Genomic DNA, 12,777 nt, shown 5'->3' with positions numbered 1-12,777 from the left:
GCCCGGACCGGCGACGTCCTTGCCCGCCTTGGCGGTATAGAAGTCGTTCTGGCCGTCGTAGGTGATCACGCTGCCGTGCACCGTATCCATCACCGTGGAGAGGCCTTGCAGGCGGTTCACAGTGGCGTTGGTGGTTAGCGTGGTGAGGTCCTGCTTGCCGTCGTAGTCGATGCGGATGGCCGTGCCTTCAACGTATTCGTTGAGGCCCTCGCGCTTCTGGCGGAAGTACGACAGATTGCCGCCGCTCGACGTGCCGGTGGCGTACTGATAACCCTGCGGATCCTGGGTCACTTCGACGCGGTCGGCCTTGATCACGATCGTGCCTTTGGTGGCCACGACGTGTCCGGTAAAGATGTTGACCTGCTTCAGGTCGTCGTAAGTCATATTGTCCGCTTCGATGTTGAGCGGCTTGTCCTTGTCGGCGCGTTCTGCGTGCGCAAGCGGCGCGAAGCCGATCAACGGCAACGCGAGCAGTAGCGCAGCAAGTCCGGCGCGGCACGCAGACAGGGTACGCACGCAGCCGGTGTCAAAACGGGGGAACGATTCGTTCATGCAGTCACGCTGGATTGGATTACCCGGGTTGCTTCGGGGAGCCGCCGGAGGCGTCGGACGCGGCGATCGCGCCACGGACGTTACCGAACAGTTGCATCACCCGGGTCACATTGTTGTAGTTCATGCCGCTGGCCGTCATGACAGACAGGCCGCGCTGAAGTTTAACCGGCTTTTCGGTCTCGATCACATCGTCGTTGACCAGCACCCGAAAATGCTGCGAATCTGCCTGCATCTGCGGATCGCCGTCACCTGCAGCACGCACGATACGCGCATGATCATACAGATCGACAATCGAGGCGTCGCCATTCACGGTGCCGGTGTCGCCCGTCGCGGTCACGATGGGCTTGCCCGGCTGGAAGGCACGGATGGCCGGCTTGACCAGATCGCTCAGTTCGTTGTCCTCGTAGTGGACAAGGTTCGTCGCGGTCAGACGATACTGCGTCGCGCCCGACTGATCCAGTTCGGATACCGAGAAGTTGTCCGCAAAATAGTCCGGCGTATGCGCCTTCGGCTTCACCTCGCCCTCGTGCGGCGGCGGCATGGTGGCTTGCAGCAGCCACCAGGTGATACCGGCGAGCGCCGCCATCGCGACGAGCGGGATCAGTGAAGTGAGACGAAACTGGTTCATCCGACCAGACCCTTCTGCTGGTCGCCGCTGCAGGCTGCCGCGAGCAACGCGTCGTATTTGTTCTGGGCGCGCAGCAAGGTATCGCAGACTTCGCGCACCGCGCCGTGACCGCCCCGCGCTTCGCTGACCCAATGGGCGCGCGCGATCACTTCAGGGTGCGAGTTGGCGGGCGCCGCCGCGAAGCCAACCTTCAGCATCACGGCGAGATCGACCCAGTCGTCGCCCATATAGCCGCATTCCTCGGGCGTCATGCCGGTTTGCTTGAGCAGGTCGGCGAAGGCTTCCGGCTTGTTTTCCACGCCCTGATACAGATGCGTGATCTTCAGTTCTTTCGCCCGCACGGCGACGATGCCCGACTTGCGCCCGGTGATGATGGCCGTCTCGATACCGGCCTGGCGCAGCAACTTGGCGCCGTGACCGTCCATCGAGTGGAACACCTTCATGGTGTCGCCCTCGGCGGTGAAGACGAGGCCGCCGTCGGTCAGCACGCCGTCGACGTCGAAAATCATCAGTTTCACGCGGCGAGCGCGTTCAGTGGCAGTAAGGGGCGCGGCAGCCATCAGATCACCTTCTTGGAAAAGAGGTCGTGCATATTGAGCGCGCCGATCAGCTTGCCCATGTCGTCCACAACCAGCATCTGATTGATCCGGTGGCGCTCCATCAGTTCCACTGCTTCGACGGCCAGTTGATCCGGACCAATGGTGCGCGGGCCGGGTGTCATGACCGAGGCGATCGGCAGTTCGCGGAAGTCCCCACTGCGTTCGAGCACGCGGCGCAGGTCGCCGTCGGTGAAGATGCCTTTGACGCGCCCGTTATCATCCACAATGGCTGTCATGCCCATGCGTTTGGCGGTCAACTGGAACAACGCGTCACGCACGGTGGCGCTGGGCGAGACGATCGGCACCTGATCACCTGTGCGCATGACATCGCGCACAAAGGTGAGCAGCCGCCGGCCAAGTGCGCCGCCCGGATGCGAGCGGGCGAAGTCGTCGGAGCCGAAACCGCGTGCGTCGAGAATTGCCACCGCAAGCGCGTCGCCAAGCGCGAGCGCGGCCGTGGTGCTGGCGGTGGGCGCAAGATTCAGCGTGCAGGCTTCTTTCGCGACGGCGGCGTTCAAATGCACGTCGGCCAGTTGGGCAAGGCTTGAGCCGGGCTTGCCGGTAATGGCGATCAGCTTCGAGCCGAGCCGCTTGACGAGCGGCATGATGGCCATCAGTTCGTCGGATTCACCGGAGTTGGACATCGCAATGAAGACGTCGTCCGCGGTCACCATGCCGAGATCGCCATGGCTCGCTTCAGCCGGATGGACGAAGAAGGCGGGCGTGCCGGTGCTGGCGAGCGTGGCCGCGACCTTGCGGGCCACATGGCCGGATTTGCCGATGCCCGAGACGACGACGCGTCCGCGGCAGCCAAGGATGAAGTCGATCGCCTCGACGAAACCATCGTCGAGTTGGTCGCGAAGGGCGCGCACGGCGTCCGCTTCGATGTCGAGCACGTCGCGAGCGAGCGCGAGTGCCCGGTCGCCATTGATTTTCGCTATCATTCGCGGAGTATAGCAAAGGCGTTTGTTCGCCGCGCCGGGCGCGCCCTGCCCAGCCGCTGCCCTCACCGGCCCCTCAACCTTGTCGCACGGCGGTTTGCGTGCGATGGTTATGTCGACGAACCTGGACGCTTTCAGATGATTTCCCCGCTCGAAATGACGCTGTTCCTGCTGCTGGCATCGGTGGCGGGCGTCGTCATTTTCCGTTTCCTGAATCTGCCACCGATGCTCGGTTACCTGAGCGTGGGTATTGTCGTCGGGCCACATGCGCTCGGGCTGATTCCGGATTCGCAGGGCGCACAGAATCTGGCCGAGTTTGGCGTGGTGTTCCTGATGTTTTCCATTGGGCTGGAGTTTTCGCTCGCCAAGCTGCGTTCGATGCGCCGCCTCGTCTTTGGGCTTGGCTTGCTGCAGGTGATCGGCACGGTCGCGGTGGCCGTGGCGCTTGGTTTCGTGCTGAAGCGCTGGGTGCATATCACGTGGCAGGGCAGTATCGCGCTGGGCGGCGCACTGGCCATGTCGTCCACGGCGATCGTCAGCAAGATGCTTGCCGAGCGCCTCGAGATTGAATCCGAGCACGGCAAGAACATCTTCGGCGTGCTGCTGTTCCAGGATCTGGCGGTGGTGCCGCTGCTCATCGTTATTTCCGCGCTGGGCGGTGACCCCGGGGATCTGATGGGGGCGCTCGGTCTCGCGGCAGTCAAGATCGTGGTGGCCCTGTCGCTGCTGCTGATCGTCGGACAGCGCTTCATGACGCGCTGGTTCAACGTGGTTGCGCGGCGCCGCTCGCAGGAACTGTTCATCCTTAACCTGCTGCTGGTCACGCTCGGGGCCGCGTTCATCACGGACAAGTTCGGCCTGTCGCTTGCGCTGGGCGCTTTTATCGCGGGCATGCTGATCGCCGAGACTCCGTACCGGCATCAGGTGGAAGAAGACATCAAGCCGTTTAGAGACGTGCTGCTGGGGCTCTTCTTCGTGACCACCGGCATGCTGCTGAATCCGCTCGTGATCTGGAAGCATCCGTTCATCGTGCTTGGCTTTCTGATTGGGCCAATCATGTTGAAGGCCCTGATGATCACTGCACTCTCGCGGCTCTTTGGCGCTACGCCCGGCGTGGCGATGCGCACGGGCCTGGGCCTCGCGCAGGCTGGCGAATTCGGCTTCGTGCTGCTTAACCTGATTCTCAACAAGCATCTGGTCGACGCGACGCTGCTCCAGGCCATCCTCGCCGCCATGTTGCTTTCGATGCTGGCCGCGCCATTCCTGATCCAGAACGCCGACCGCATCGTGCTGCGACTGTCATCCACGGAATGGATGATGCAATCGTTGCAAATGACGCGCATCGCCACCCAGAGCCTGAAGCAAAGTGGGCACACGATCATCTGTGGCTATGGCCGGGCCGGGCAAAATCTCGCGCGCATGCTGGAGCACGAAGGGCTGTCGTACGTTGCACTTGACCTCGACCCGGACCGCGTGGCCGCGGCTGCGGCGGCCGGCGAGTCGGTGGTGTTCGGCGATGCCGCACGGCGCGAGTCGCTGCTCGCGGCGGGTATCCACCGGGCGGCGGCGGTAGCGATCACGTACGCCAATACACCGTCCGCGTTGCGCGTGCTGCACAACATCCACGAACTCGAACCAACGCTGCCCGTTATCGTGCGTACCGTCGATGACGCCGACCTGGAAAAGCTGCTGGCCGCTGGCGCGACCGAGGTGATTCCAGAGATCGTCGAGGGAAGCCTGATGCTCGCCTCGCATACGCTGGTGCTGATGGGCGTGCCGATGAGGCGCGTGGTGCGACGCGTCGAGGAGATGCGCGACGAGCGTTACAGCCTGCTGCGCGGCTATTTTCACGGTGCCGACGATGCGGGCGACGACGACAGTCACGAGCAGGTGCGACTACAATCGGTGCCGGTTGACGAAAACTCGGACGCAGTGGGCCGCACGCTGGCGGAAGTCGGCTTGTTCGACCTCGGCGTCGAAGTCACGGCGATTCGCCGTCACGGCATTCGTGGCGTCGAGCCTGATCCGTCCACCAAGCTGCGCGCGAGCGACATCGTCGTATTGCGCGGCTTACCTGAAGCACTCGCGGCAGGCGAGGAACGGCTGTCGCGGCATCGCCGGGCTGGCGCGAATGTAGTGTGAAGCATGCGGCCTGAGGTGGCGTGCGGGCGAGTTCGCATGCGGTATGGTCCGCGCAATGGCCTTGCTAGAGAGTTAAGCCTTTTATCGGGGTCCTGAGGGATCCATCAGGAGACATCATGTCCAACGCGCTTGCGAGCGCGCCGCTCGACGCGGCAGCGTTCGTCAAAAGCCAGATTCGCACCGTGCCTGACTGGCCGCAGGCCGGCGTGCAGTTTCGCGATATCACGCCGCTGCTACAGCATCCGAAAACCTTTCGTGTGCTGATCGACCTGTTCGTGCAGCGTTATATCGACGCGAAGCTCGATTACATGGCGGGTCTGGATGCGCGCGGCTTTATCATCGGCCCGGTGCTGGCTTACGAGTTGAACGTCGGTTTCATTCCGATCCGCAAACAGGGCAAGCTGCCCTACAAGACCGAGTCCGAGTCGTATCAGCTCGAATACGGTACGGCCACGGTCGAGATTCATTCGGATGCCTGCTCGAAGGGCGACCGGATCGTGATCGTCGATGATCTGATCGCGACGGGCGGCACCATGATGGCGGGCAAGAAGCTGCTGGAACGGCTGGGCGCCGAGGTGATCGAAGGCGCCGCTATTGTTGATTTGCCCGAGCTGGGCGGTTCCGTACGCCTGCGGGCGGCAGGTTTGCCGCTTTATACGGTGACCTCGTTCGGCGGTCACTAGACGGGTCAGCCGCGAACCAACCGCGTTCAGGCAGGCCCTGAAGAGGCGCACAGCCTTGGCGTTCCCGACACCACGCAACACACTCGCGACGAGGTAAAACGCATGCCCAATTTTCTGCTGTTCCTCGCCACGTCAATGGCGATCACCTTCGCGCCAGGCCCCGACAACATGCAAGTGCTGGCGCGCGGCATTTCGCAGGGGCGCGCGGCCGGACTGGTCGCGGCACTCGGCTTTGCAGCCGGCGTCACGTTTCACACGACGCTCGCCACGCTGGGCGTCGCCGCGTTGCTGCGTTCGTCGCCGCTGGCCTTCCAGGCCATCAAGTACGCGGGTGCTGCTTATCTGATCTGGATCGGCGTCAAGGCGCTGCGCAGCCAGGGGCTCGCTACCGCCCACGAACGTCCGGCTCAACCGCTAACGTCGGTGTTCCGGCAGAGCGTGTTAGGCAACATGCTCAATCCGAAGGTGACGCTGTTTTTCCTCGTATTCCTTCCGCAGTTTATCGAGCCGCATGGGGTGCAGAGCGTGCCCTTGCAGATGCTCGAACTCGGCGCACTGTTCATGCTGCAGACGGTGGTGATTTTTTCGCTGTTCGGTGTCTGCGCGGGAATGATTGGCGGATGGTTGAAGCGCCGTCCGCGGGTTGGTGTGTGGCTGGATCGTCTGGCTGGCGCGACCTTCATCGCCATTGGCATCCGCGTGGCGTTGCGCGACTGAGGCTGGCCTTCGCCGAGCCGCGCTAAACCCGTTGAATCGATGACTCGCCGGCCGAGCCGCTGAATTAACTGGCGTGACCCACGCGCCGCGCAGTTGGAGTAATCATGACTTTGCCCTGCATCACTGCAGCACGCCGTTTCGATACACAAGCGCATCGGCCATTCTGGATCGACGCGCAGCAGGTCGGCTGGATCCGCGCGACGGATGTGCCGTTGCTGACTCGTTGGCCCGACGTCTTCGATATCGACGCAACCCGCGTAGCCTTATCTCCCCGCTTCAACAGTCTGGACCTGCGCAGTGCGGCGCTGGGCGCCGTGATCGGCGCGCTGGCCGCAGACGGGCGCATCCCCGGTTGGCGCGACGAAACTTACGCCATCCGCAACGCGTTCGATGCGCCGCCGCTTGCGTATATCGAGCGCGCCGCATCACGCTTCTTCGGCACCATGACCTACGCGGTGCATCTGAACGGCGTCGTAGAATACGCGGATGGCGCGCCGCAACTGTGGATCGCGCGCCGCAGCGACACCAAGGCTACCGATCCAGGCATGCTGGATAACGTCGTCGCGGGCGGGATAGGCTGGGGCTTCGGCGTCGCGGCGACAATCATCAAGGAGTGCTGGGAAGAAGCCGGCATTCCCGAGGAGATTGCGGCAAGCGCGACGCCCGGACGCACGCTGCATGTGCTGCAGTCGCTGCCGGAAGGTACTCAGGCCGAACAGATCTTCGTCTACGACCTCGCGTTGCCGGCGGATTTCGCGCCATGCAATCAGGATGGCGAAGTGGGCGAACATCGTCTCGCCCGCATCGACGAAGTGGCGCGGTGGATCGAAGAAGACGCCATGACGGTCGACGCCAGCATCGCCACGCTTGATTGCCTGCTACGGCGGAACTGGATCGATCCGGAGGCTTGCGAAGGGATCGAGGCGCTGTTCGTGGCGCCGGACATTGTCTGAGAATGAGCGGTTAAATGCGTCCCAGCTGGCGGGCATCGGCACCATGCATGCATCACACTGAACGAATCACGGATTGAACAAGGGAGTCACCCAGGTCATGTCGACCGATCACAGCTTTATCCTCAAACTGTCGTGCGCCGACCGGCCCGGCATCGTCCATGCGGTTTCGGGCTTCCTGTTCGAGCGTGGCAGCAACATTCTTGATTCCGCGCAGTTTGGCGACAGCCATACCGGCGAGTTCTTCATGCGCGTGCACTTCCAGCAGGTGGGTGGCGATCCGGGGCTTGACGCGTTGCGTGCTTCGTTCGCGAGCCTCGCCGAGCAGTTCGGCATGCGCTGGGAACTGCACGACGCGAACGTGAAGCCGCGTGTGGTGATTATGGTGTCGAAGATTGGCCATTGCCTGAACGACTTGCTGTTCCGTTACCGCACTGGTCAACTGGCAATTGAGATTCCGGCCATCATTTCGAACCACAAGGAGTTCTATCAACTCGCGGCGAGCTACGACATTCCGTTCCACCATTTCCCGCTGGTGGGTTCGGCACCCGACGCCAAAGCCGCGCAGGAAGCGCGCGTGCTGGAAGTGATCGACGAGCATCAGGCCGATCTGGTGGTGCTAGCCCGTTATATGCAGATTCTGTCGCCGCAGTTGTGCGAGCGCCTCGCCGGCCGGGCGATGAACATTCACCACTCGTTCCTGCCGAGCTTCAAGGGCGCCAAACCGTACTACCAGGCGTTCGATCGCGGCGTGAAACTGATCGGCGCGACCGCGCACTATGTGACGACGGATCTGGACGAAGGTCCGATCATCGAACAGGAAGTAGAGCGGGTCGATCACAGCATGACGCCGGACCAGTTGACGGCCATTGGCCGCGACGTCGAGTGCGTGACGCTGGCGCGCGCAGTGAAGTGGCATGTCGAGCATCGCATTGTGCTGAACGGCAGCAAGACGGTGGTGTTCCGCTGATCTGACCGTGTAGAACTGCAAGCCAAAAAACAAAGGGCGCCAGTCATTGAGACTGGCGCCCTTTGTTGTTGGCGCGGGCGTCGGCCTTGACCGTGGCACAACGGCGGCCATGCCGCCCAGCCATCAAACCAGCCGCAGATAGATCAGTTCCCGCTTGATATACGCGTAGAAGATCGGCGCGGCGACCACGCCGGGGATGCCGAAGGCCGCTTCCATGATGAGCATCGCCACCAGCAGCTCCCATGCACGCGCTTCGATTTGTCCGCCGACGATCCGCGCGTTCAGGAAGTATTCGAGCTTGTGGATCAGGATCAGGAACACCAGCGACATCACCGCCGCCGGAAAGCTCACCGAGAGCGCCACCGCGACGATGATCGTGTTGGAGATCAGATTGCCGATCACCGGCAGTAAGCCCACGATGAACGTGACGAGCACCAGCGTCTTTGACAGCGGCAGGCGATCGTGAAAGATCGGCAGAAAGACGAGCAGGAACAGACCGGTAAACGTCGCGTTGATCGCCGATATCTTCACTTGCGCAAACACGATGCGGCGGAATGCGTCGGCAAAACGTGTGACGCGCGTGACAAACGCGGTCGAAAGCGGCAACCGCTGCATAGGCTTCTGCGCGCCGACCGCGATGATCGCCCCGATGATCATGCCGATCAGCACATGCGTGACGATCCGTGCGACATTCTGGCCGCCTTGCTGGAGCATGGTGGCGTGCGTCTGCATCAGTTCGGTTGCGCGCGCTTTCATCTGATCGGTATCGACCGGCAGATAGTTGGCAACAAACTGGGGAATCCGGCCGCGCGCCTCATCGATCAACTGCATGGCCTGATCGAGCAGCTTCTGCACGTCCGGCACGTCACCTTCGAAGTGATCGATGACGCCGATCACGAGCCCCACCAGCACGCCCACGATCACCACCGAGAGCAACACCACCGAGAGCCAGCGAGCCCGCTGGCTGGACATATGCCGCTCGATACGCGGCGCGATGGTCTGGATGAGCTGGAACACCAGCAGTCCGGCGAGCAGACCGCCGAGCAGCCTTAGATTCAGCACGGCCCACATGCCGAACAGCATCAACAGGTAGCTGCCGATCTCGACCGCAGAGAGTTTGGGCAGGCTCATGTCGCTGGTCAGCCTGACCGGGCGAGGGCGCAGATCCTGCACCTGCCCGTCTTCGGGCGCCTCGTTACGCTTGGTCATGGCCTATTTCCGTCTCCAACCTGGGGTTTGCAGCATCACTTGGTGGCAGCGGCGCGGTCGAGCAGCGGCGCCAGATATCTACCGGTAAAACTTGCCTTCGACTTCGCCACCTGTTCCGGCGTGCCTTGGGCGATGATCTGGCCGCCGCCGGCACCGCCTTCCGGGCCGAGGTCGATCAGCCAGTCCGCAGTTTTGATTACATCGAGATTATGCTCGATGATCACCACGGTATTACCCTGGTCGCGTAGCCGGTGTATTACTTCGAGGAGCAGCGCGATGTCGTGAAAGTGCAAACCGGTGGTGGGTTCGTCGAGAATATATAGAGTGCGACCGGTATCGCGCTTGCTCAGTTCCAGAGAAAGCTTGACCCGCTGCGCTTCGCCACCCGAGAGCGTGGTCGCCGACTGCCCCAGCCGGATATAACCCAACCCCACGTCCAGCAGCGTTTTCAGCTTGCGCGCCACCACCGGCACCGGCTTGAAAAACTCGTACGCGCTCTCGACGGTGAGTTCCAGCACCTCGCTGATATTTTTGCCCTTGTACTGCACTTCGAGCGTTTCGCGGTTGTAGCGCTTGCCGTGGCAGACATCGCAGGGTACGTAGACGTCGGGCAAAAAGTGCATTTCCACCTTCAGCACGCCGTCGCCCTGACACGCTTCGCAGCGGCCGCCCTTCACGTTGAACGAGAAGCGACCTGGATCATAGCCGCGCTCTTTCGCTGCCGGCACCCCCGCGAACAGTTCGCGGATCGGCGTGAACAGGCCGGTATACGTGGCCGGGTTCGAGCGCGGTGTGCGACCAATCGGCGACTGGTCGACGTTGATGACCTTGTCGAAATGCTCGAGGCCTTCGATCGACTCGTACGGCGCCGGCTCAGCCGATGAGCCGTACAGGTGATGCGCGACTGCGTGATACAGCGTGTCGTTGATCAGCGTGGACTTGCCCGAACCCGAGACGCCGGTGATGCAGGTAAGAAGCCCGACCGGCAGATCGAGCGTGACGTGCTGCAGATTGTTGCCATACGCCTCGACGATGCGCAGACGCCGCTCGTCGGGTTCTTTGCGCTCGTCCGGATACTCGATGCTGAGCGCGCCCGACAGATACTGGCCGGTAATCGAAGCCGCGTCTGCCTGCACTTCGTCGGGCGTGCCTTCTGCGATCACCATGCCGCCGTGTACGCCCGCGCCCGGCCCCATATCGACCACGTAGTCGGCCATGCGGATCATGTCCTCGTCGTGTTCGACAACGATCACGGAGTTGCCGAGATCGCGCAGATGCTTCAACGTGGAGATGAGGCGGTCGTTGTCGCGCTGGTGCAGACCGATCGACGGTTCGTCCAGCACGTACATCACGCCGGTCAGTCCGGAGCCAATCTGCGAAGCGAGCCGGATGCGCTGTGCTTCGCCGCCCGACAGCGTTTCCGCGCTGCGCTCGAGAGACAGATAGTCCAGCCCGACGTTATTCAGGAACATCAGCCGCGCGACGATTTCCTTCACCACCTTGTCGGCGATTTCGCGCTTGGAGCCTTCCAGCCGCAGCGTCTGGAAATAGCCGAGCGCGTCGCGCAGCGGCCAGCCGCTGATTTCGAAAATGCCGCGCGCGTCATCATTCGCGCCAATGCGCACGAAGCGCGCTTCACGGCGCAGGCGGGTGCCCTCGCAAGCGGGGCAGGACTGGTTGTTCTGGTATTTGGCGAGCTCTTCGCGCACCGCGACCGAATCGGTCTCGCGGTAACGGCGCTCCAGGTTCGGGATAATCCCTTCGAACACGTGCTCGCGAATCGACGTGCGGCCGCGTTCGTTGATGTACGAAAACGGGATGGTCTGCTTGCCCGAGCCAAACAGGAGGATCTTGCGGACTTTTTCCGGCAGATCCTCGAACGCTTCGTCGATGTCGAACTCGTAGAACGCCGCGAGACTCTGCAGCATCTGGAAGTAGAACTGGTTGCGCCGGTCCCAGCCCTTCACCGCGCCGGCCGCGAGCGACAGCGACGGGTGTGCAACCACCCGCTTCGGATCGAAGAAGGTGATCTGGCCAAGGCCGTCGCACTCCGGGCACGCGCCCATCGGGTTGTTGAACGAGAAGAGGCGCGGCTCGAGTTCCTGCAGAGAATACGAGCAGATCGGGCAGGCGAACTTCGAGCTGAACAGATGCTCCTTGTCCGTATCCATTTCGAGCGCAATGGCGCGGCCATCGGCGAGGCGCAGTGCGGTCTCGAACGACTCGGCCAAACGCTGCTTGATATCGGCGCGCACCTTCAGCCGGTCGACCACGACGTCGATCGTATGTTTATCGTTCTTCTTCAGCTTGGGCAGCGAATCCACTTCGTAGATCTTTGCCACCTCTTCGTTGGCGGTACCGCCGCCCGAACGCACGCGAAAGCGGATGAAGCCCTGCGCCTGCATTTCCTCGAACAGTTCGACGTGCTCGCCCTTGCGGTTCGCCACCACAGGTGCGAGGATCATCAGTTTGGTGTCTTCCGGCAGTGCGAGCGCTGCATCGACCATCTGCGAAACGCTTTGCGCCTGCAGCGGAATTTCGTGGTCCGGGCAATACGGCGTGCCGACCCGTGCGAACAGCAGACGCAGATAGTCGTGGATCTCGGTGACAGTGCCGACTGTGGAGCGCGGATTGTGCGAGGTCGCCTTCTGTTCGATGGAAATGGCCGGCGACAGCCCCTCGATCAGGTCGACGTCGGGTTTTTCCATCAGTTGCAGGAATTGCCGGGCGTATGCGGAGAGGCTTTCGACGTAACGCCGCTGCCCTTCCGCGTAGAGCGTGTCGAACGCAAGCGACGATTTGCCCGAGCCGGACAGGCCCGTAATCACGATGAGTTTGTGACGCGGCAGATCGAGGCTGACGTTCTTCAGGTTGTGGGTACGGGCCCCACGGATACGGATTTGTTCCACGCGTTGATCCATGCCCTGGCGGAAAGAGGAAGAGGCTAAACCTGCTACTATAACGACTTTTCAAGACCGCCGTTACGGCTTCCTGACAAGGCGCGACGGGCATGCGCTGGCGTTTCGGCGGCTTGTAAGGTGCGCTCCGGTATTGTGCGGAGAAGTGGCGTCGCTGGGGCCTGACTGGGTGCCGGTGCCTGTTTTTCACGACAAAGCCACGGGGGCAGGTCTACGTTGCATGCCGCCGGTCGCTCACGGCAGGCCGTCCGCGATACGCCGCTCGCGGCAGATCGTCCCACAGGGTGCCGCCTGGCGGTGTGCCGTCTCGTTCATTCAAACCACGTTCCGATGTCCAATCCGTCCGCAACTTCTTCACGCATGAGCGCGCCTGAAATGCGCGCGACCGTGTCGCTCGCTGCCATCTTCGCGCTGCGCATGCTCGGTCTGTTCATGATCATGCCGGTGTTTTCGATCTACGCGAAAACG

At 62.3% G+C, this 12,777-nt stretch carries 11 protein-coding genes and 1 pseudogene; 6 read left to right on the top strand and 6 right to left on the bottom strand.

Going from position 1 to position 12,777, the window contains the following annotated elements; genetic code table 11:
• The 4 genes from lptA to kdsD form a co-directional block, all read right to left on the bottom strand.
• Positions 1-552, bottom strand: a 552-nt coding sequence (gene lptA, locus WCA85_RS25410; protein ID WP_424067619.1) for a lipopolysaccharide transport periplasmic protein LptA, incomplete at its 3' end; no start/stop codon positions are given.
• A gap of 19 nt (positions 553-571) precedes the next feature.
• Positions 572-1,180 carry an LPS export ABC transporter periplasmic protein LptC gene (gene lptC / locus WCA85_RS25405; RefSeq protein ID WP_424067618.1) on the bottom strand — a complete coding sequence of 203 codons (609 nt, stop codon included), beginning with the start codon at positions 1,178-1,180 and terminating at the stop codon, positions 572-574.
• Complete coding sequence (locus WCA85_RS25400; RefSeq protein ID WP_424067617.1) at positions 1,177-1,740, bottom strand: KdsC family phosphatase; 564 nt, start codon at positions 1,738-1,740, stop codon at positions 1,177-1,179. The genes lptC and WCA85_RS25400 overlap by 4 nt, the downstream gene beginning before the upstream one ends.
• A complete protein-coding gene (kdsD, locus tag WCA85_RS25395) occupies positions 1,740-2,723 on the bottom strand; it encodes an arabinose 5-phosphate isomerase KdsD (protein WP_424067616.1) in 984 nt (327 codons plus the stop codon). Before kdsD ends, WCA85_RS25400 begins: the two co-directional genes overlap by 1 nt.
• Before the next feature lie 135 nt (positions 2,724-2,858).
• Here kdsD and WCA85_RS25390 point away from each other — a divergent pair, with 135 nt between their 5' ends.
• The 5 genes from WCA85_RS25390 (at position 2,859) to purU (ending at position 8,182) form a co-directional block, all read left to right on the top strand.
• Positions 2,859-4,862, top strand: coding sequence for a cation:proton antiporter (locus WCA85_RS25390; protein WP_424067615.1), 2,004 nt, complete (start codon positions 2,859-2,861; stop codon positions 4,860-4,862).
• Positions 4,863-4,978: 116 nt separating this feature from the next.
• Positions 4,979-5,545, top strand: coding sequence for an adenine phosphoribosyltransferase (locus WCA85_RS25385; protein ID WP_424067614.1), 567 nt, complete (start codon positions 4,979-4,981; stop codon positions 5,543-5,545).
• 102 nt (positions 5,546-5,647) lie between these two features.
• Positions 5,648-6,262, top strand: coding sequence for a LysE family translocator (locus WCA85_RS25380; RefSeq protein WP_424067613.1), 615 nt, complete (start codon positions 5,648-5,650; stop codon positions 6,260-6,262).
• 104 nt (positions 6,263-6,366) lie between these two features.
• On the top strand, positions 6,367-7,215 hold the full coding sequence (locus WCA85_RS25375) for an NUDIX hydrolase (RefSeq protein WP_424067612.1): 849 nt from the start codon (positions 6,367-6,369) through the stop codon (positions 7,213-7,215).
• Positions 7,216-7,312: 97 nt separating this feature from the next.
• A complete protein-coding gene (gene purU, locus WCA85_RS25370; protein WP_424067611.1) occupies positions 7,313-8,182 on the top strand; it encodes a formyltetrahydrofolate deformylase in 870 nt (289 codons plus the stop codon).
• 123 nt (positions 8,183-8,305) lie between these two features.
• Here purU and WCA85_RS25365 read toward each other — a convergent pair whose 3' ends face one another.
• Positions 8,306-9,391 carry an AI-2E family transporter gene (locus tag WCA85_RS25365; RefSeq protein ID WP_424067610.1) on the bottom strand — a complete coding sequence of 362 codons (1,086 nt, stop codon included), beginning with the start codon at positions 9,389-9,391 and terminating at the stop codon, positions 8,306-8,308.
• Positions 9,392-9,426: 35 nt separating this feature from the next.
• On the bottom strand, positions 9,427-12,300 hold the full coding sequence (gene uvrA, locus WCA85_RS25360) for an excinuclease ABC subunit UvrA (protein ID WP_424067609.1): 2,874 nt from the start codon (positions 12,298-12,300) through the stop codon (positions 9,427-9,429).
• Between the two features lie 339 nt (positions 12,301-12,639).
• Between uvrA and WCA85_RS25355 the strand changes: the two are divergent.
• Positions 12,640-12,777 (top strand): annotated as a pseudogene (locus WCA85_RS25355) (MFS transporter); the annotation flags it as partial.

The sequence above is a fragment of the Paraburkholderia sp. genome, from assembly GCF_049581445.1.
In the GTDB taxonomy this organism is placed as follows: Bacteria; Pseudomonadota; Gammaproteobacteria; order Burkholderiales; family Burkholderiaceae; genus Paraburkholderia.
This window is presented reverse-complemented; position numbering and strand designations above follow the sequence as displayed.

Excerpts from the sequence above, each read along its gene's own strand:
- lptC (WP_424067618.1), bottom strand. The coding sequence starts at position 1,180 with ATGAACCAGTTTCGTCTCACTTCACTGATCCCGCTCGTCGCGATGGCG.
- WCA85_RS25400 (WP_424067617.1), bottom strand. The coding sequence starts at position 1,740 with ATGGCTGCCGCGCCCCTTACTGCCACTGAACGCGCTCGCCGCGTGAAA.
- kdsD (WP_424067616.1), bottom strand. The coding sequence starts at position 2,723 with ATGATAGCGAAAATCAATGGCGACCGGGCACTCGCGCTCGCTCGCGAC.
- WCA85_RS25390 (WP_424067615.1), top strand. The coding sequence starts at position 2,859 with ATGATTTCCCCGCTCGAAATGACGCTGTTCCTGCTGCTGGCATCGGTG.
- WCA85_RS25385 (WP_424067614.1), top strand. The coding sequence starts at position 4,979 with ATGTCCAACGCGCTTGCGAGCGCGCCGCTCGACGCGGCAGCGTTCGTC.
- WCA85_RS25380 (WP_424067613.1), top strand. The coding sequence starts at position 5,648 with ATGCCCAATTTTCTGCTGTTCCTCGCCACGTCAATGGCGATCACCTTC.
- WCA85_RS25375 (WP_424067612.1), top strand. The coding sequence starts at position 6,367 with ATGACTTTGCCCTGCATCACTGCAGCACGCCGTTTCGATACACAAGCG.
- purU (WP_424067611.1), top strand. The coding sequence starts at position 7,313 with ATGTCGACCGATCACAGCTTTATCCTCAAACTGTCGTGCGCCGACCGG.
- WCA85_RS25365 (WP_424067610.1), bottom strand. The coding sequence starts at position 9,391 with ATGACCAAGCGTAACGAGGCGCCCGAAGACGGGCAGGTGCAGGATCTG.